Below are 19250 nucleotides of genomic sequence, written 5' to 3'. Positions count from 1 at the left end.
CGCCGATTCTATTACAGCGGCCCGGCCAGGCAACGTCGGTCACCTCGTGTATTTGGGTTTATTTCCGATTCGATCCCGCGAGCGTCGCGGGATCGGCAGCGGGTCAGCGCGTGAGCTCGCGCAACGCGTCGGCCGTCATCGGCGCGAGCGCCAGCGGGGACGCGGCGGCGGTGAGTGCGCGCAGCGAAGCGTCGTTGCCCGGCGAGACACTGCCATCGGGCAGGAAGAGATTGTTCTCGAAGCCGATACGGGCGTGGCCGCCGTGCAACACGGCCGCCAGTGCGCACTCGGTCTCGCGGGGTCCGAAAGCGCACATGGCCCACGGCGTGGTGTCGGGCGACGCACCGGTGCCGGTGGCACCGCCCACGCCACCCATGCCACCCATGCCACCCATGCCGCCCACGCCCGTCCGCCAGGCGGCGAGGAACGGCAGGAGATCGGCGGGCGACGACAGTTGCCCCTTGCTGTACCGCCCCAGCACGAACAGCACCCAATGACGGCCCGGGCGGATCGCACCGCGCGCGCGCAACCGCCAGTAGTGCGCCACGTCGTCCGTGTCGTACAGGATGTACTGCGCCGTGATGTGCTCCTGCCACAGCCATTCGAAGAACGCTTCGGCGACCGGGGCGTGATCGGCGTCCGGCAACACCTCGCGCAATGCGACCGAGATGGCTTCCGGATGCAACGCGCGCACCGTCGCGATCTGCTGCGCCGGCGTGTAGATGCCGACCGCTTCGGTCGTCACCTGCAGCACGAGATCGTTGCCGACCGCACGCCGCACGGCGGCGATGCCCGCCGCATAATCCGCGACTTCGAGGCTGTGCGTGCCATCCGCGCGGCGTACGTGAAGATGGATCATTGCCGCTCCGGCGTCGAGGCACGCTCTCGCGCAGGCGCCGAGTTCGGCAGGCGTCATCGGCAGCGCCGGATGATCGGCGTGCGTGCGACGCGCGCCGTTGGGGGCGACGGCCAGCGCGAAGGCCCGCGTCATGCCGCGCCTCCGAGCTTCGTGGGCACACCGGTCACGTCGGCCACGGACAGCGCCAGCCATTCGACGATGCGATCGATATCGCCCGGCCGGCAGATGAACGGCGGTGCAATCAGCGCATGATCGCCGTGTACGCCGTCGACCGTGCCACCCATCGGGTAGATCAGCAGCCCGCGCACCTTCGCGGCGGCCTTCAGGCGCGCATGTGTCTTGTCGGCCACCGGCAGCGTCCGCCTGGTCGCGCGGTCTGCCACGAACTCGACGCCCACGAAGAGACCCCGCCCGCGCACGTCGCCCACGTTCGGATGATCGGCGAAGACTTCGCGCAGTCGCGCGCGCAACTGCTCGCCGCGCGCCTTCACGTTCTCCAGCAGGTTGTCCTCGGCAATCGTGCGTTGCACGGCGAGCGCCGCCGCGCACGCCATGGCGTGGCCCAGATACGTGTGACCGTGCTGGAAGAAGCCCGAGCCGCCGACCACGGCGTCGTAGATCCTGTCCGAGCACAGCATCGCGCCGATCGGCTGATAGCCGGCGCCGAGTCCCTTCGCGACGACGAGAATGTCGGGCACGACGCCGTCTTCCTCGCACGCGAACAGGTAACCGGTGCGGCCCATGCCCGACATCACTTCGTCGAGCAGCAGCAGCACGCCGTATTTGTCGCACACGGCGCGGATGCGTTTGAAGTAGTCGTCCACCGGCGGCACGGCGCCGGCAGTCGCGCCGACCACCGTTTCCGCCACGAATGCGATGACCGTGTCGCCGCCGAGCTCGAGGATCTTCGCTTCGAGCTCGTCTGCCAGGCGCTGGACGTAGGCGGCATCGCTCTCGCCTTCGTGGCGCTCGCGATAAGCGAAGCAAGGCGAGACATGATGCGCCGGCACGAGCAGCGGCAGGAACGGCTCGCGACGCCACGCGTTGCCGCCGATGGCCAGCGCGCCCAGCGTGTTGCCGTGGTAGCTCTGACGGCGTGCGATGAAGTATTGGCGCTGCGGCTGACCGATCTCGACGAAGTACTGGCGCGCGAGCTTGAGCGCCGCTTCCACACCTTCCGAGCCGCCGCTCACGAAATACACATGATTCAGATCGCCAGGCGCGCTCGCGGCGAGCGTGTCGGCCAGTTGCTCGGCCACTTCCGTCGTGAAGAACGAGGTGTGCGCATAGGCGAGATGCGCCGCCTGTTGCCGCATGGCTTCGACCACCCGCGGGTGGCCGTGTCCCAGGCAGGAGACGGCGGCGCCGCCGCAGGCGTCGAGATAGCGTTTGCCGGTGCTGTCGATCAGCTCGATTCCCTGGCCGCCGACGGCGACGGGCAGCGTCTGGCGCGGATTGCGGTGAAACACGTGAGTCATGCCTGAACCTCTGACGAAAAGACGGCGCATCGTGCAATGGCCGCACGGCACACCGACGTGCGAACGATGCCGCCTAGTGTAGGCGTATCGCCCATCACTTGCAACATACGTTTCACACACATCAACAACGCAACACTCCGCGCAATACCGCTATCACACTCGATGTTTCCGTGCAGCCCACACCCGATGGGGAAAGCGCGTGCGCGCCCGAGGCATTTCATGCAACAATCGTTACACCATTCCGACGCCGTGTTGCCATCTCCCAATGACCAAAGCCACCGCGCTGCCGCACACGCTCGAACAGCTCAACACGCTGCTGCGCGAACGTTACCCTCACCTCAGTCCACAGTTCCAGGCGGGCGCACGTTTCCTGCTCGATCATCCGCAGCAGGTGCCGATCAGTTCGATGCGGGCGATCGCCTCGCAAGCCGGTGTGCAGCCCGCCACGTTCGTGCGGCTCGCGCAGCATCTCGGCTTCGAGGGCTGGCATGGTCTGCGCGAGCTCTTTCTCGAATCGATCCGGCTCGGGCCGCAGCCTTACGCGAGCCGCGCGCGGCAGGTGATCCGCGAAGGCGATGCGGCGCGCATGGTGCCGGAGATGTTCCGCGTGCAGCACAACAACCTCGATCTGACCGAGGCGGGAGCCAATGCGTCGCTGGGCGCCGCCGTCGATTTGCTGGCGGGGGCGGGCACCGTCCACGTGGCGGGCTTTCGCGCGTGCTTTCCGATCGCGTTCACGTTCCAGTACGTCTATCGGCTGTTCCGGCCGACGGTGCATCTGATCCGCGGCGAGGCCGGCACGCTGGAGATGGAATTGCGCGCGCTGTCCGCGCGCGATGTGGTGGTGGTGATCAGCTTCGCTCCGTATTCGAACGAAGCGCTGATCGTCGCGCAGGCGGCGCGTGCCGCCGGTGCACGAGTCCTGGCGCTCACGGACTCCACGGTCTCGCCGCTCGCGCTCGGCGCCGACGTGACGGTGCTGTTCTCGCATGAAAGCCCGTCGTTCTTTCCGTCCATCACGGCAGGCATTGCAGTGGTGGAAACGCTCGTGGAAATGCTGCTCGCGCGCAAGGGGCGCGGCGCCGTGCGGGCACTGGAACTTGCCGAGGACCAGTTGCACGGCACCGGGGCTTACGTCAGCCCCGGCAGTGGCAGGGGTAGGGGCACCGGTGGCGGAAAGACCGGGCGCGGCAAGCGCGTCAAATCGGGCGCGTAGCCGATGCCGGCTCGCGGCGCAGCGCCACGGCGAGGGCGACGCTGCCCGCGCTCAACGCGACAGCAAACAACGCCAGGGCGACGGGCATGCCGAAACGATCGGCCAGCCAGCCGCTCGTGATCACCGGCACCGAAAATCCAAAGTACGCGAACAGGAAGTAGCCTGCGGCCGCTCGCGCGCGCAATACCGGGGCGACCGCGGCGTTGACCGCCGCCAGCCCGCCCAGATACGTGAAGCCGTAGCACGCCGAACTCGCAATGGCCGCACCGGCCAGCAGCGCCGGCAAACTCGCGTGGATCACACCCAGGGCCAGCACCACGAAACCGAGCGGCACCAGCACCAGTCCCGTGCGCACGGCGCGCACAGGGTTCATGCGGCGCGCCGCGGGCTGAAACAGCAGGCCCGTCGAAATCACGAAGAACGTCGCAAAGCCCGACCACGCGGCATGGCCATGCGCGGCGAGCGCCGCCGGCACGACACCGATCACCACGCCGACCGCCGCCCAGGCCAGCAGGATCGCCACGCCCAGCGGCACCGTGCCCGGCGCGAGCACCGGCCAACGCAGCCACGGCACGTCGGGATGGCGGGCGGGCGCCGGCAACGCCACGACGGCCACCGCCGCCACCAGCGCGAATGGCAGATACACCGGCAGGCTCAGCGGCGGCAGCATCGCCGGCGCCACCACGAGGCAAACGCCCGTGACGAGCGCGCCCATGCCGAAGCCCAGCGACGTGGACGCCGCCACCAGCGCCGCGCCGCGCGCGGCGGCGTCTTCGCGCTCGCCATACAGTTCCGTCATATACGCCGTGCCGCTGCCTGCCACCAGTCCCGTCGCGAGTCCGTAGCACGCGCGCGCGCCGCCAAGCGCGACGAGCGAGGGCCAGCGCAGCGTCAACCATGTGCCCGCCAGTCCGAGCAGGAGTGCGACGGCTAACGGCAAGCGGCGTCCGATGCGATCCGACAATCCCGCCAGAAAGAGCAGTGCCGGCACCAGCGCGCCCACGTAGCACGCGAAGGCCAACGCCTGCGCGCCGGCACCGTAGCCGCTGGCCGCCGCGTAGTGCGGCACCAGTGGTGCTTGCAGATTGACGGAGAACGTCACGAGAAAAAGTTGCAGCGCGAGCAGCGGGATCGCCCAGGGCGGCGTGCCATGGCGGAATGCGTCGGGGCCGGTGTTCATCGCGGACGATCCCGGGCGGTGCGGCGATTGGCGAGACATGAAGAAATCGAAGAACGGAAAATTGGGGACGACATTAAGAGACGGCAGCAGTAACCGCCATGCAGCGGCTAGTATTGTCAGCGCACGAAGTCAGTGCAATTATTGAATTGTCCTGAGATCAATTTTCCGCCCCATGGCCGGCCACGCCCGCTATCTCGAACACGTCGAACGTCTCGCCGCCGCCATTGCGTCGGGCGAACTCGCCTCCGGTACCCGGCTGCCGCCACAACGCGAGTACGCCGACGCGCACGGGCTCGCAACGTCCACCGTCACGCGCGTGTATGCCGAACTCGCGCGGCGCGGCCTGGCCGTGGGCGAAGTCGGTCGCGGCACGTTCGTGCGTTCGCCCGCCGTGGGTGCGGCCGCCGCGTTCGCACAATGGGCCCCGGCCCGGGTGCTGTGGGTGGCGTCGATCTGGCGTTCAACTATCCCGTGTTGCCGGAACAGACGGACGCGTTCCGGCAAGCGTTGCGCGAAACGGCGGCGGGTGGCGACCTCAGTGCATTGCTCGCGCATACGCCGCACGACGGGCATCGCGCCGACCGCGCGGCGGCTGCCCAATGGCTGGCGCGCCGTGACGACGTTGCCGTGTCTCCCGACACCCTCGTCGTCTGTGCCGGCGGCCAGCATGCGCTCGACGTCGTGCAACTGGCGCTTTGTCGCGCGGGGGAGCCGGTGGGTGTCGAAGCGTTGACCTATCCGGGGTGGAAGGCGCTGGCCGCGTTGCGCGACATCCCGCTCGCGGCCGTGGCCATGGCGCCCGGCGGACTCGATCCGTCGGCCCTCGACAGACGCTGCCGGATGCGCGCGGGCCGCTTGCGCGTGGTCTATACGATGCCCACGCTGCACAATCCGCTGGGCGATGTCATGCCGCTCGAACAACGCCAGGCGCTGGTGGCCGTGGCGCGACGTCACGATCTTCTGCTCGTGGAGGACAGTGCGTACGGCTTCCTGGTGCCCGACGCCCCGCCGCCGCTGCGCGCGCTCGCGCCCGAGCGCACATTCGAGGTGTACAGCCTGTCGAAGCCCGGCGCGCCGGGGCTGCGCATCGCCTATCTGATCGCGCCGCCGGCGTTCGTGTCGCGCGTGCACGCCGCCATACGCGCGAGCGTGTGGAGTGCTGCGCCGCTGATGGCGCAACTGGCCTCACGCTGGCTGGGCGACGGCACGCTCGATGGTTGGATCGCGCGCAAGCGCGCGTTGGCCGTGCGGCGTCAGACCCTCGCGCAGACCTGTTTCGAAGGCCTCGGCTCGACGGGCTACGCCGGTGCGTTTCACCGTCTCCTTCCCGTGCCCGCTCATGTGCGCTGCGACGACGTCGTCGCCACGCTGCAAGCGCGCGGCATCGCCGTGACGCCGGTCGATGCCTTTGCCGCACCGGGGCAGACGGCGCCCGCGGCGATCCGTATCGCACTCGGATCGCCGTCCAGCGACACCGTGCTGGAAGCCGCCCTGCGGCAAGTCGCCGACGTGATGCGCTCATGGGCGCATGCGTGTTGAGGTGACGCCGTTGCCGGTTTCTTTTATGATCGTCGTGCTCCCTGCGGCGGTGGCGTCCGCGCCCGAGGCGCGCGATGTGTTTCAGGCGTCGCGGCATCGCGCAGGATCCGTCCCCTGTCGACAATCTCAAGGATTCCGAATGTCGCAATTCCGCTCGTCGCGTGCCCACTCGATCGCGCTTGGCACAGCGCTCGTCATTGGCGCAAGTGTCGCCGTGCCGGCGTTTGCCGCCTCCAACCTGGCCTTCATGAGCAACTCCCCGCTGGCGTATCTGCGCAAGGCCGACAACGAAGCGCTCGCGAAGGCCGCCAACGAAGCATTGTCCAAGAAACAGGACAACGACACCCTCACGTGGGACGGCAAGGCGACGCGCAATCCAGCCGGCGTCATCGCCCAACTGACGCCGACCAACACCCAGAAGATCGGCGACAAGACCTGCCGCGACCTGATCGTGCAGCTCAACGCGAAAGGGCAAGAGGTCGAACTCAAGCTGTCCGCCTGCAAGAAGGGCGACGACGGTCGCTGGGAACTGCAAAAGCGCGCCGCGCCGTAATTCGCTCGCCTCGAATCTCGAGTCAGGCGCAAAAAAACGCCGGTCCCGAAGCGGCTTCGGACCGGCGTTCTTCATGGGGCAGCCGTCGAGCGGCTCAGGCTGCCGCCGTCTCCTTGCGACGCTCGTTGCCTTCCATGTCGGGCAGGAAAATCGTCACGATGCCGAGCAGCGGCAGGTAGGCGCACACGTGATAGACGAAGTCGATGCTCGTGGTGTCGGCGAGCTCGCCCAGCACGGCGGCGCCCACACCGCCCATGCCGAAGGCGAAACCGAAGAACAGCCCCGAGACCGTGCCCACCTTGCCGGGGATCAGTTCCTGCGCATAGACGAGGATCGCCGAGAACGCCGACGCCAGCACCAGACCGATCACGACCGTGAGCGCTCCCGTCCAGAACAGGTTCGCGTACGGCAGCATCAGCGTGAAAGGCGCAGCGCCGAGGATCGAGCCCCAGATCACATACTTGCGACCGATCCTGTCGCCCAACGGGCCGCCGATCATCGTGCCGGCGGCCACCGCGAACAGGAACACGAACAGATGCACCTGTGCGCTTTGCACCGACACGTGGAATTTGCTGATCAGGTAGAACGTGAAGTAGCTGCTGATGCTCGCAAGGTAGAAGTACTTCGAGAAGATCAGCAGCAGCAGGATGCCGATGGCGAACATCACCTTGCCGCGCGACAGGTGCACGGTGCCGCCACGTCGCGCGGCCGGCTTGCCCTTGCTCGCGGCACGCTGCACCGCGTACCAGCGACTCACCTGGAACAGCACGACGATCGCGACGAGCGCCGCCACCGAGAACCACGCCACGCTGCCGCGGCCATGCGGCACGATGATGAGCGCAGCGAGTAACGGACCGAGCGACGAGCCGACGTTGCCGCCCACCTGGAAGAACGACTGCGCCATGCCATGACGGCCCCCCGAGGCCATGCGGGCCACGCGCGACGACTCCGGATGGAACACCGACGACCCCATGCCGACGAGCGCGGCCGCCACGAGCAGAACACCGAAATTCGGCGCGATCGCCAGCAACAGCAGCCCCACCAGCGTGAAGCCCATGCCGACCGGCAACGAGTACGGCTTCGGATGCCTGTCGGTGTAGAGACCCACCACCGGTTGCAGCAGCGACGCCGTGATCTGGTACGTCAACGTGATCAGGCCGACCTGACCGAAACTCAGATCAAAACCGGCCTTCAGCAGCGGGTAGATGGCAAGAATCAACGACTGAATCATGTCGTTGAGCAAATGGGAGAAGCTGATCGCCGACAGCACGCGGAATGCCGTGCCCTGGGCAGCCGGCGCAGAGGCGCCGGAGAGGGTGGATGCAGGTTGACTCGACATGGAATGAACAGACTGACGTCAATGGCTTTGGAAAACGCAGACTTTCCGGCGGATTTCGTGCAGATATGCGTAAAACTTAGGATTTATCCCATTTTTCGCCAGAAATTGAATAAGTGAAGTGTAGAGCATGCGTAAATCGTCGTTACGCCAAGTTTTGTCGCGATTCCGCCATCCCGGCATTTCGCTTAAGGGGCCGTTCGCTGCGTTGTTGCGCGAATCGACAAGCGACTGGCAGCGCTTTCCCGATGGATGTCCCCCCCGGGCGATTCTTCGGACCTTCCCCCACGTTTCCTGCGGGTTTATCGGGCGTTGGACGCCGTCGGGGATTCGTGTAGAGTCAATTGACGAGTTGTGCCGTGCAGCACGAAGCACACGCCCGGGCTCCACTCATTCCATGGTTGACAGCAAAACATGATTCAACACTCCAGAGTCGTGCAGTGGCTGGTGACCGGGCTTGTCGTGGCGGTCACGCTCGTTGTCGTCCTTTTCCTGGGCTGGCTGCGCATTTATCACATGTCGCAGTCGATCCTTCGCGACGAAGCCGGACGCCAGCGCGATGCGCTCGAACGGATCGTCTCGCAGGCCGAGGGCACGCTGCGGGGCGCAACTCCGTGGGTCGGCCGTTCATGCCACGAGGTCGGCAGCTCTCTCCAGGCCGCCGGCACGCTCAGTCCCTATTTCCGCTCGATCTTTCTCGTCTCGCGCGGCCAGCTTTATTGTTCGTCGGTTGTTCGCACCCAGGAAGCGGTCAACATGCCGCTGCCGGCCGATCTGGTACCCATGCTGACCGGCACGCGCGCCCTGCTCGTCGGCGGTTCGCCCTACGTGAGCGATTCGCCCGCGTTGGCGATCTACGTGCCGACCTCGGCCACCGACGGCGTGCTTGGGTTCGTCGACGGCGTGTACCTCACCGAAACCTTGCATAGCGTGAAGAGCAGCGATCTCGCCTGGACGGCAATGAGCGTCGGCAAGGTCGCGCTCACCTCGGAAGGCCCGCGCCTCGAATCGGCCGGCGTCGCCACGCGCGGAGCGCAGGTCACGCTCGTATCGGAGCATTTCGTGACGTCGCTCGCCGGCAGTCCGTCGCTCATGCGCTCGCTCGCCGCCAACCAGGCGCCGATCTTCCTGGCGTTCGGCAGCGTCGTCGCCTTCCTGCTGGGCATATTGACGTTTCGCCATCTCGGCCCCGCACAGTTCATGCGTCGCCAGATCGCGCACGGCATCAAGCGCAATGAATTCAAGGTCTACTACCAGCCCGTGATGGAACTGGCGACCGGCCGTTGCGCGGGAAGCGAAGCGCTCGTGCGCTGGCACCACCCGGTCGCCGGCCTCGTTCGGCCGGACGCCTTCATTCCGATCGCCGAGGGCAACGGCCTGATCATCGAGCTCACGCGAGCCTTGCTGCGCCAGATCCGCAACGACGTGTCGAAAGGCGCCCTTCCAGCCGGCTTCCATATCGGCATCAACCTGGCCGAGCGGCATCTGCGCGACACCACGATCGTGAGCGATATCGAGCGCTACTACGGCTCGCTCAACGAGACCTATCCGCTGGTCGCCGAAATCACCGAGCGTTACGTGATTCGCGATACCGCCGCCGCGCGCAACGTGATGGCCGAACTTCAGCGGCGTGGCATCGAGACGGCACTCGACGACTTCGGCGCCGAGAACAACTCCATCGGCTATCTCAAGCGCTACGACTTCAACTATCTGAAGATCGACAAGGAATTCCTGCCGGTGACCGCGGACGACGTCGTCACGCGCAATATCTGCGATTCGATCATTCATCTGGCCGAGCGGCTGGGGATGACGATCGTGGCGGAAGGTGTGGAGAACGAAATGCAGGCCGCCTATCTGCGCGAGCGCAACGTGACCTATGCGCAGGGGTATCTGTTCGCGCGGCCGATTGCATTCGACGAGCTGGTGCAGTTCGCCATCGCGAACGCCGGCACGGGGCTTGCGGCCGTCAAGCCGGCGTCCCCCACGTCGATCTCATCGATCCTGCCGACGACACCGCGCCTGACGGGCTAAGAGCCGTCTGTCGGGCAATGTCATCCCCCCCCATCGGCGAGCGCCGCCGCCCGGCGGAAAGCTGCCGGTGCGGCGACCTGTAAGGCGATCGTCCGACTAGAAGACCAACTGAGGCATGGGGTTGCGCGGGGCAGGCGTGGCGGCCGCCCGCGTACTGTCCCGCATCTCGGCGCGCAGCAACCACAGGCGTTGCGCAACGAAGCGCCTGAAGCGCATTTCACCGGCGGAAAAAGAAATCTGCATCTGATGCCGCTTGCCGTTGGGCAGCGTGCGAACCAGACGATAATATCGAGCCCCGTCAACCGTTTCCTTGATATTCCTGACGCGCATCATTTCACCCCGTTTCTGTTGTGTCAGGTGAGTGGGCACTTCGGTGAACGTCGCATTCCCAGTCGATTCGCGTCAGACCTGGAGTCCTGACCGATACGGCACCGACCGGCTTGGGGGGGCATGCGGCGAAATCAATGTAGAGGAGAAACGTCCCCCATTCGTCCCCCAGCAGGACGTCCGAAGTTCGCTTCGTTGGTGCGCCGCAACACTTCCCGGTTCGACGTCGAACCGCGGCTCGACGCGGATGGCAAACCACACGGTCGGCTGAGCCGGTTTTCCATCCCTTCCAGACGCGACGACCTGCTGTATTGAATCGATAAAAGCGTTATGGTTTCCGAACCTTCTTCAACGCCGGACGATGTTTTACACAACGAAATGACCGACAACCTGCAAGTGAGCGGCTCGCTTTGGCTGCATCGGGGCAATACATCGCTGGGCGGTCAGGCGCGCATTGCCCTGCTCGAGCACATTGCCACGCACGGCTCGATAACGGCGGCCGCCAGAGCGGCCGGCATGAGCTACAAGGCCGCCTGGGATGCCGTGGATGCCATGAACCAGCTCGCCGGCGAGCCGCTCGTCGAGCGCAGTACGGGCGGGCGCGGCGGTGGCGGTACCCGGCTCACGGCACGCGGCGCCAAGCTCGTCGCCGCGTTCCGGGCCGTGGAGACTGCGCAAAGGCAATTCCTCGCGCGTGTGGCCAGCGATCTGGAGCAGTTCGACGAGCAATGGCCCCTCATCTCCCGGCTCGCCCTCCAGACCAGCGCGCGCAACCAGTTGCACGGCACGATCTCGGGCATCCGGCCGCACGGCGTGAACGACGAGGTAACGCTCGCCCTGCCCGGCGGCGAGACGATCACGGCCTCGTTGACGCATCACAGCACGCAGACGCTCGGACTCGCCGTCGGCGGTGAAGCGTTCGCGCTCATCAAGGCGCCATGGATCGACGTGGCACGCGGCGCCGACCTCGCCGGACTGCCCACGGCGAATCGTCTCGCGGGTGTCGTCGACGCCGTCACCGACGACGCCGGACAGGCGGAGATCATCCTCGTCCTGCCTGGTGGCAGCCGGCTGGCCGCCGTCATGCCGCACGAGACGCTGAGCGCACGCGGACTGAACGTCGGCACAAACGCGACGGCCGCATTCGCGGCCGCCAGTGTGATCGTGGGGGTATTGGCCTGACGCTGACGCATCGGGCCGTCGCGCAGACTACGACGCGGGATTCTCGCAAACCGGCGTGAGCGATCTGACGTCGCGACGATCCAGTCGCAGGCTCAGCACCGCCACGCCGACACCGGCCAGGGGTACGAGCGCCGCCACCCACGGCACCGCCGTCAAACCCGGGCCGTGTTCGATGACGAAGCCACCGAGCCACGCCCCGATTGCGTTGCCGAGGTTGAACGCGGCAATGTTGAAGCTCGATGCCAGGCTCTCGCCGGCCCCCGACGCCTTCTCCATGACCCACAGCTGCAACGGCGCCACGGTCGCGAAGGCGGCGGCGCCGAGCAACGCCACGGACACGATGGCCGGCCAACGCGAGTGCAGGGTGAAGGTCATCAGGCCGAGCACGACCGACAGCACGAACAGGCTGCCGAGCACCGTGGGCACGACGTGGCGATCCGCGAGCTTGCCGCCGAACAGGTTGCCGACGACCAGGCCGCCGCCGAAGACCAGCAGAATCGGCGAGACGGCACCTTCCGGGAACCCCGTCACTTCGATGAGCAGCGGCGCGATGTAAGTGAACACCGCGAACACACCGACCCAACCGAGCACCGTGGTCAGCAGACCGAGCAGCACCGGGCGGCGTGCCAGCGCGCGCAGATCGGCACGCCAGTCGCCGGCGTCCTTCGGGGCGGCGATCTTCGGCACGAACCCGGCGATCACGAGGAAGGCGAGCGCACCGATGAGCGTGACGGCCCAGAAGCTCGCGCGCCAGCCGAAGTGTTGTCCGAGCCAGGTGCCGAACGGCACGCCGAGAATGTTGGCAACCGTCAGGCCGGTGAACATCACGGCGATGGCCGAGGCACGGCGCTCGCGCGATACGAGACCGGTCGCGACGACGGAGCCGACGCCGAAGAACGTGCCGTGTGCGAACGACGTCAGCACGCGGGCGGCCATGAGCGCCGTATAGTTCGGCGCCAGCGCGCACGCCGCGTTGCCGATGGTGAAGATGGCCATGAGCACGAGCAGCACGGTCTTGCGCGGCCAGCGGGCGGTGGCGGTCGTCATGAGCGGGGCGCCGACGACGACCCCGAGGGCATAACCGGAGATCAGCAGACCCGCCGCCGCGATCGATACGCCGAAATCGGCGCCGACGTTGAGCAGCAGACCCATGATGACGAATTCCGTCACGCCAATGCCGAAGGCACCGGCGGTCAGGGCGTAAAGGGCGATGGGCACGGAAAACTCCTGTCTGATATTGGGAACGGTCACGCCATCCAGGTCACAGCGGCCAACCGATGAGCGGAATATAGACGCCCTCGCATTGATGAAATAGACTGCGCAAAGGAAAATCATTTGTGACCTACAGTCACAGAAACCCGCAAAGTCAGTCACAACAAGGGGCGAGGACACAGCCGATGGGTCGACAGGACGTCAATCGCTCGGGCGATATGGAAGTCTTCGTGCGTGTCGTGGAGTTGGGCGGCTTCTCGGCGGCGGCGCGCGCGCTGCGCATGACGCCATCCGCCGTCAGCAAATTGATCGCGCGACTGGAAGCCCGCCTGGGTACCCGGCTGTTCAATCGTTCCACGCGGCGTCTGCAGCTCACGCCCGAAGGCACGGCCTTTCACGAACGCGCCGTGCGGGTACTGGCCGACATCGAAGCGGCCGAGCGCGAGGTGGCGGCGGGCGCCGTGCCGCGCGGTCTGCTGCGCGTCAATTCGAGCGTGCCGATCGGCATGCACTATCTGCTGCCGGTCATCCCGGCATTTCTCGCGCGGTATCCGGAGATTCGTCTCGATCTCACGCTCACCGACACCGTCGTCGACCTGCTCGAACAGCGGGCCGACGTCGCGGTTCGCGCGGGACCGCTGCGCGACTCGCGGCTGGTGGCGCGCAAGCTGGGCGAGAGCCGCGTGCACGTGGTGGCGTCGCCCGGGTATCTGGCGCGCAACGGCCCGCTGCGCACGCCGGCCGACCTGATCCACCACAACGTCATGGCGTTCAACTTCGACCGGCAGGTGCAAGGCTGGCCGTTTCTCGACGGCGCCGGGGGTGTCACGCACTACTCCCAGATCGGCAACATGCTCGTGAGCAACGGCGAGATCATGCGCCAGCTTGCCGTCGAAGGACTGGGTCTGGCGCGCCATTCGCGTTATCACGTCGATGCCGATCTGCGCGCCGGACGGCTTGTCACCGTGCTCGAAGACTACAACCCCGGCGATCTCGAACCCGTGCATGCGGTGTACGTGGGGCAGGGCGGACACTTGCCCGCCCGCGTACGAGCATTCCTCGACTTTCTGGTCGCGAACATCCATCTCCCCTGACGCGCCGCACGACCTCCAGCGCGAGCGATGCCGCCGAGGTCAGCGCCGATGCGACCACACGAAGAGCGGCCACGCCAGCGCGGCGCACATCAGGCCGCCCGCCCACACCAGGCCCCAGCCGCCGAGGGCGAGCAGCAGCGGGATGGACAACGGCGTGAGGAACATCGTCAGGAATACGCCGGTGTTGCCGATGCCCAGCGCCGTGCCCGCGCGGGAAGCCCCTGCCATCGTCGCCAGTTCGGTGAACGCCACCCCATGCCATGCCGACGCCACCACACCGCCCGCGACGAGCAGCACGATCATCACCGGTGTACCGTGAGCCAGCCACTCGGGATGGCGGCCGAGCCACGCGACGAGCACGGCAAGCGCGGCAAAGACGGCGCCCACGGCAACGGCGCACACGCGAAGGTATTGCGGGCGGTTGCGGCGCCTGTCCGTGTAGCGTCCACTCCAGACGCGCGTTATCGCAGCCCCCGTCTGCACGACGCCGAGCGTGAGCGAGATCGTCGCCACGCTCACATGCGCGAAGTCGTGCAGAAACACCGTGCCGAAGGTGAGCACCGCCACTTGCGGCATCGCGAGCACGGCCATGCCGAGCGCGGTACCGAGCAGTCGGCCATCGCGCAACGGCGAATAGCTCGCGCCCGTGCGTCTGCCGGCCGAGGAGGCATGGCTGCCCCCGCGAACGTCACGCGACGCTTCGTGCGGTTCTTCAGGCGGCTCCAGCAGCCACAGCCACGCCATGAACGCCGCCGCGAAGCATGCGATGGCGAGGCCGAAGTACACCGCCCCGAAACCGAAATGCAGCGCCGCCCCCGGCAGCAGCAACGCGCCGATACCGCCACCGAGCGGTACGGCGCACTGCCGCACGCTCATCGCGAGCCCCCGCTCGTTATCGTGAAACCAGCGCATGACAGCGCGGCCGCTCGAACCGTTGACGCTGCCGCCGAGCACGCCGACCGCGAGCATCCCCGCCGCGAGCATTGGCATCGACGGCACGTAGTGCGGCGTGGGCACGCCCCACAGGCCGAGCGCGACAAGCGCCGCCGCCGTCACCATCAAGCCGGCAAGCAGGACGCGCCGGTCGCCCCAGCGGTCGGTGAGCATGCCCCAGGGCAGCTCCGAAATGGCAATGCCAAGCCCGATCATGCCGAGCACGATGCCGAGGTCCGCGTTCGCCAGCGAGTAGGCCGCACGCATTTGCACGGCCGTCGCGGGAATGCCGCCAAGTGCGGCGGCGAAACTGGCGTTGGCCGCAACCCCAACGCCGAGCACCTTCCAGCGATGATTGCGGCCAAGAACAGGCGAGGCCGCCGTTGCAACGGGAGATGGCACGGCGGCAGTACAGGAAAGTCGTTCGCTCATGAGTGATACGGTGCGCGGCCCACGGGCGCGCGGCGCAAAGAAGAGATCGAGGGCATCGGGCACTGCCGTCGGGCGGAGCCGAGTGCTACGCTCCGCATCGTACGGATGGACAATCCATCGGAAAAGCGGGAAAATTCGATGCCTTATATCGTGTTTTCCGGATCAACGTCGATTCCCCCGAGATCCGTTGTCGGCGCGATATCCCTTCGAGACCCGCCATGTCCACCCGCGCCTTCGATCTCACGCAGTTGCGCACCTTCATCGCCATTCACGACGCCGGCAGCATTTCAGCGGCGGCGGAGCAGATCTTTCTGTCGCAATCGACGGTGAGCGAACAGCTCAAGAAGCTGGAGGAACGCGCCGGCCAGCCGCTGCTCGTGCGCTCGCGCAAGGGCATGCGCGCTACGCCGGCGGGCACGCGTCTGCTCGCTTACGCACGTCAGATTTCGGCGCTGTCCGAAGCGGCGTTCGAGGATCTGCAAGGCGTGTTGCTCGACGGCGAGCTGCGTATCGCCATCACTGACTACTACCGTCCGCACGATGTGGGTCGCGTACTCAAGCGCTTCACCAGCCTGTATCCGCGTCTGCGCCTGCACGTGAGCGCGATGCAAAGCGCGCAGATCGAGCGCACGGCACTGACCGGCGAGCATTTCGACGTGGGGCTGGCGTTGCGACTGATGAACGAGGATGTCGGCAAGGGAGCGAAGGCGCTCGGCTATCGCACACCCGGCACGCTGGTGCGACGCGAGCGCCTGGTCTGGGCGATGTCGTCGACGCTCGCCGAACCGGTCGGCGAACCGCTGCCGCTCGTCACGCTGCCGCCTTCTTGCGCGTTGCAGAGCCTGGTGCTCGGCGTGCTGGAGAAACACAAGGTGCCGTATCGCGTCTCGCATTCCGCCGCCGGCGTGGCGGGCATGCAACTGGCCCTCGGCGCGGGTCTCGGCATCTCGTGTCTGAACGAATCGGCGCTCACGTCCGATCTCGTCGTCTGCCCGCCGTCGCTCGGGTTGCCGCCGCTGCCGCGCGCCGAGTTCCACCTGTTGCCCGGACGCGCCGACGAGACCGAACTCATCCGCCACGCGCGCAATGCGCTGCTGCGGCTCTTTGCGTGATACCTTTGCCCCCTGATCCCGATTTTGTCCGCATATTGCGGTTGCCGTCATGCCGGAAGCCACACCGATCCGTCTGAATTTCAACACCCGCCGCGCACTGCTGTTCGCGCTCACGGCCGAGCGTCTGTCGGCATATTACGAGCATGGTCAGTGGATGACGGACAAACAGGGCGCGACGCTTGCGCAGATGTGGCTATCGCGTTCCAAGTTGCAATTGCCGCTGGAGGAGCGCCGTCTGCTTTCGTCGTTGAGCGACGACTTCGCGCGCGAGCTGGCCGGAGCGCTGTCGCGCGAAGCCGGCCTTTACACGGCGCATGAAATGATGGAGTCGCTCGACGCGGACTATGCTTACGCGTCGGTCGTGGCGCAGGACTTGCTCGAGGACTGCACGCGACGCCTCGTCGAAGCAGGCATCACGGAATAGAACGGGAACACGGGGACACAAGAACGACAGGCGACGTGAGGAGCGCTCAGGCGAGCGCGCCACGCTCCTGCACGAGCACCCATGGCGCGACGACGACCGCCCACAACTCGGGCGTACGAGCGGTGAAATCGCTCGCCTGTTCGGCTTGCATGCGCTGCACCATGCCGGACGAGAGCCATTGCGACACGGTCGACGTGTCGTCGTTGGCCACCGCCTCCGCGACCGACACGAGGTCGACGCCGGGCGCGACATACAACAGTACGCCTCGCGCGAAAAACGATTCCAGGTCCTTCCAATCGATCTTGGCGGTCTCGCCCAACAAACGCAGATAGACGTCGCTCGCACCCGCTGGAGCGGCTTGCGAGGCGTCGGGAGTTTGGGCTGATTGGGGGGGCTTGCGCGAATCCATGGCGAGGTGGGACTCCGGAGCGGCACAGATCGACGAGCGACTGACTCCCGGGGACGACAGATAACGAAAACCGCATTGTAATGCGCCCCGGCGTGCGCGACGGTGGTAGCATCGGAACCCCGCGCATGGCGCTGATGTCGCAGTGATATGACATCGCCGTCGCGCGGTGGTCAACGTTTTACCGAGGAACCGCATGTCCAAACAAAAAACCGATCCCAAGCTGGAACAAGCCCTGACGCGCGGCGATCTCGCCATGCGTCAGATCAACTCCGCACGTGCGACGGCGCTGCTGCGCGCGCTTGGCGAGATGATCGTGGCAGCCTCGGCGACGATCGGCGTCGAAGCGGTGGTGGACGTGCCGAACGGCGACAAGGTCTACGATCCGGAAGACGGCGTGTGGCCGCAGTCGCTGGTGCTGTCGTTCGACGGTCCTATCGACGAAGCTGACGAAGAGGAATTGCGCACCGTGCAGTTGCTCGCCGACAGGTACCCGGAGACGTTCCAGGTGGTGTGGCATCGTGCCGACGGCCGGATGGGGCGTCATGAAGCACGCCCACTGGCGATGGTCGCACATCTGACCGACGTCGAAGTGCCCTGGCTCGACGACGACGCCTGATCGCCGCAACGGCCATTCGCAACAGAGGCTGCGCAGCGCCGCCCCTGCCATGAAGGTTGTCCGACCGCCGCCCGTGGCTCACGTCCGGGCGGCGGTGTCGTTTTCCGGCGTCGCCGTCCGGCCATGGGCCCTGCCGGCCCACTGCGCTCGAACGGATGCTGCCCGGCGCGTTATCGAATTTGTCGCCGAGCCTCATGAACCGCCGTTTAGATCGACGCGAGCGCGAAGGTGCTGCCCGTCGCAATCCTGTCGATGGCGCCGCCCTGCTTGAAGTGAAGCGCATCGAACTCGCCGAGCACCGTGGCGTTCTCCCCCTGCACGTGCAGCGCGGTGCCCTCCGGAAGGCCGACCACGGACTCGTCCGGATTGATGGCGAGATACTCGGCCAAACGCTCTTCGCGCGATTCGCCGTTGTGACCGGCCGGCTTGCCGCCGATGAAGTGCGGATTGACCTGGAACGGAATCAGGTCGAGCGCCTTGAGCGTGGGCGGCTCCACGATGGGCATGTCGTTGGTCGTTCGAATCGTCGGGCACACGACGTTCGAACCGGCGCTCCAGCCGATGTAGGGCACGCCAGCATTCACACGCTCGCGAATCAGGCCCACCAGACCGGCGTTGTACAGGCGATCGAGCAACGCGAAGGTATTGCCGCCACCCACGGCAATGGCTTCGGCCTGCTCGACGGCCGCCCGCGGATCCTTGTGATGATGGATCGATTCGAGCGCGTAACCCAGCCGCTCGAACACCGGCTTCACGCGTCCTTCGTATTCGTCGTAACTGAAAGTGATGCCGCCGGCATAGGGCACGAACAACACGCGTTTGGCGCGTCCCTCGAGCAAGACGTGGAGTTGTTCGTCCGCATGCTCCATGTAGCCGAGGTTGCCCTTGCGGGAGCTGCTCATCATCAGTATTTGCTTCACGATTCATGCCTCCTCGGCAGAAACTTTTTCGGGGGTGTCGGGAATCTCGGTTCTTGCATATGTCGTCATGCAACCGCATAGCGTAACCCGTGCACCCCTGCCCGAAGGCAAAGTCAAAAAATTCGGAACGCTCGCCAGTGGCCGCTTCGCCATCTTTCGACGTCATTTCTCACAAGATGAAAAGCCGTACCGAATGCTGCAATTGCACACGGAAAAAACGGCATGGCGCGCGAAGCCTCGTCGCGTGGACGTCATACGCAAACCCTTATGCCACCTATAAGCTGGGGCAGTGCCGCGGCTCGAAATCCCGGGTTTTCGAGCGCCCACAGAAAGATTACACTCAGACTCTTATATAAGACTGCCCCTTATCGTCAGCCGCACTGTCGAGGTGACCTGC

At 66.2% G+C, this 19250-nt stretch carries 18 protein-coding genes and 1 pseudogene; 10 read left to right on the top strand and 9 right to left on the bottom strand.

Going from position 1 to position 19250, the window contains the following annotated elements; all coding sequences use genetic code 11:
- Positions 1-103: 103 nt before the first annotated feature.
- Together RO07_RS00470 and RO07_RS00465 are read right to left on the bottom strand one after the other, a co-directional pair.
- The gene (locus RO07_RS00470; RefSeq protein ID WP_039407097.1) at positions 104-991 is read right to left on the bottom strand and encodes a beta-keto acid cleavage family enzyme; all 888 of its coding nucleotides are present in this window, start codon (positions 989-991) and stop codon (positions 104-106) included.
- Positions 988-2337 carry an aspartate aminotransferase family protein gene (locus RO07_RS00465; protein ID WP_039407095.1) on the bottom strand — a complete coding sequence of 450 codons (1350 nt, stop codon included), beginning with the start codon at positions 2335-2337 and terminating at the stop codon, positions 988-990. Before RO07_RS00465 ends, RO07_RS00470 begins: the two co-directional genes overlap by 4 nt.
- 265 nt (positions 2338-2602) lie before the next feature.
- Between RO07_RS00465 and RO07_RS00460 the strand changes: the two genes are divergently transcribed.
- Entirely contained in the window at positions 2603-3553 is a 951-nt protein-coding gene (locus RO07_RS00460) for a MurR/RpiR family transcriptional regulator (protein WP_052266905.1), read from the top strand.
- On the opposite strand, the gene RO07_RS00455 is transcribed toward RO07_RS00460, so the two are convergent.
- Entirely contained in the window at positions 3537-4772 is a 1236-nt protein-coding gene (locus RO07_RS00455; RefSeq protein ID WP_218026552.1) for an MFS transporter, read from the bottom strand. The two genes, RO07_RS00460 and RO07_RS00455, sit on opposite strands and share 17 nt — an antisense overlap.
- Positions 4773-4905: 133 nt before the next feature.
- Between RO07_RS00455 and RO07_RS26835 the strand changes: the two are divergent.
- The 3 genes and pseudogenes from RO07_RS26835 to RO07_RS00445 form a co-directional block, all read left to right on the top strand.
- Positions 4906-5052, top strand: a pseudogene (locus RO07_RS26835) (PLP-dependent aminotransferase family protein); the annotation flags it as partial.
- Between the two features lie 98 nt (positions 5053-5150).
- Positions 5151-6272: an aminotransferase-like domain-containing protein gene (locus RO07_RS00450; protein WP_052266902.1), complete on the top strand. Its 1122-nt coding sequence runs from the start codon at positions 5151-5153 to the stop codon at positions 6270-6272.
- Positions 6262-6825 carry a hypothetical protein gene (locus RO07_RS00445; protein ID WP_147284576.1) on the top strand — a complete coding sequence of 188 codons (564 nt, stop codon included), beginning with the start codon at positions 6262-6264 and terminating at the stop codon, positions 6823-6825. Before RO07_RS00450 ends, RO07_RS00445 begins: the two co-directional genes overlap by 11 nt.
- 94 nt (positions 6826-6919) lie before the next feature.
- Here the strand turns inward: RO07_RS00445 and RO07_RS00440 are convergent, their stop codons facing one another.
- On the bottom strand, positions 6920-8164 hold the full coding sequence (locus tag RO07_RS00440) for an MFS transporter (protein ID WP_039407091.1): 1245 nt from the start codon (positions 8162-8164) through the stop codon (positions 6920-6922).
- Between the two features lie 411 nt (positions 8165-8575).
- Here RO07_RS00440 and RO07_RS00435 point away from each other — a divergent pair, with 411 nt between their 5' ends.
- Positions 8576-10192 carry an EAL domain-containing protein gene (locus RO07_RS00435; RefSeq protein ID WP_039407088.1) on the top strand — a complete coding sequence of 539 codons (1617 nt, stop codon included), beginning with the start codon at positions 8576-8578 and terminating at the stop codon, positions 10190-10192.
- Between the two features lie 96 nt (positions 10193-10288).
- On the opposite strand, the gene RO07_RS00430 is transcribed toward RO07_RS00435, so the two are convergent.
- Complete coding sequence (locus RO07_RS00430; RefSeq protein WP_147284577.1) at positions 10289-10561, bottom strand: hypothetical protein; 273 nt, start codon at positions 10559-10561, stop codon at positions 10289-10291.
- Positions 10562-10849: 288 nt separating this feature from the next.
- On the opposite strand from RO07_RS00430, the gene RO07_RS00425 reads away from it, so the two are divergent.
- On the top strand, positions 10850-11701 hold the full coding sequence (locus RO07_RS00425) for a TOBE domain-containing protein (RefSeq protein ID WP_039407082.1): 852 nt from the start codon (positions 10850-10852) through the stop codon (positions 11699-11701).
- A gap of 27 nt (positions 11702-11728) precedes the next feature.
- Here RO07_RS00425 and RO07_RS00420 read toward each other — a convergent pair whose 3' ends face one another.
- Positions 11729-12919 carry an MFS transporter gene (locus RO07_RS00420; RefSeq protein WP_039407080.1) on the bottom strand — a complete coding sequence of 397 codons (1191 nt, stop codon included), beginning with the start codon at positions 12917-12919 and terminating at the stop codon, positions 11729-11731.
- A gap of 179 nt (positions 12920-13098) precedes the next feature.
- Here RO07_RS00420 and RO07_RS00415 point away from each other — a divergent pair, with 179 nt between their 5' ends.
- Positions 13099-14007 (top strand): LysR family transcriptional regulator, encoded by a 909-nt coding sequence (locus RO07_RS00415; RefSeq protein WP_039407077.1) that lies wholly within the window; start codon positions 13099-13101, stop codon positions 14005-14007.
- A gap of 39 nt (positions 14008-14046) precedes the next feature.
- On the opposite strand, the gene RO07_RS00410 is transcribed toward RO07_RS00415, so the two are convergent.
- Complete coding sequence (locus RO07_RS00410; protein ID WP_084072807.1) at positions 14047-15372, bottom strand: MFS transporter; 1326 nt, start codon at positions 15370-15372, stop codon at positions 14047-14049.
- Between the two features lie 218 nt (positions 15373-15590).
- On the opposite strand from RO07_RS00410, the gene RO07_RS00405 reads away from it, so the two are divergent.
- Both RO07_RS00405 and RO07_RS00400 read left to right on the top strand, forming a co-directional pair.
- Positions 15591-16484 (top strand): LysR family transcriptional regulator, encoded by an 894-nt coding sequence (locus RO07_RS00405; protein ID WP_039407074.1) that lies wholly within the window; start codon positions 15591-15593, stop codon positions 16482-16484.
- Between the two features lie 49 nt (positions 16485-16533).
- A complete protein-coding gene (locus RO07_RS00400) occupies positions 16534-16908 on the top strand; it encodes a hypothetical protein (protein ID WP_039407071.1) in 375 nt (124 codons plus the stop codon).
- A 46-nt stretch (positions 16909-16954) separates the two neighbouring features.
- Here the strand turns inward: RO07_RS00400 and RO07_RS00395 are convergent, their stop codons facing one another.
- A complete protein-coding gene (locus RO07_RS00395; RefSeq protein WP_039407066.1) occupies positions 16955-17317 on the bottom strand; it encodes a DUF2288 domain-containing protein in 363 nt (120 codons plus the stop codon).
- Positions 17318-17510: 193 nt separating this feature from the next.
- On the opposite strand from RO07_RS00395, the gene RO07_RS00390 reads away from it, so the two are divergent.
- A complete protein-coding gene (locus RO07_RS00390; RefSeq protein ID WP_039407064.1) occupies positions 17511-17933 on the top strand; it encodes a hypothetical protein in 423 nt (140 codons plus the stop codon).
- Between the two features lie 206 nt (positions 17934-18139).
- Here RO07_RS00390 and pepE read toward each other — a convergent pair whose 3' ends face one another.
- The gene (gene pepE, locus RO07_RS00385) at positions 18140-18838 is read right to left on the bottom strand and encodes a dipeptidase PepE (RefSeq protein WP_418303737.1); all 699 of its coding nucleotides are present in this window, start codon (positions 18836-18838) and stop codon (positions 18140-18142) included.
- Positions 18839-19250 lie beyond the last annotated feature (412 nt).

The organism is Pandoraea pulmonicola, assembly GCF_000815105.2.
In the GTDB taxonomy this organism is placed as follows: domain Bacteria; phylum Pseudomonadota; class Gammaproteobacteria; order Burkholderiales; family Burkholderiaceae; genus Pandoraea; species Pandoraea pulmonicola.
The sequence above is the reverse complement of the archived record's forward strand: the minus strand, read 5'-3'. Positions and strand labels throughout refer to the sequence as shown.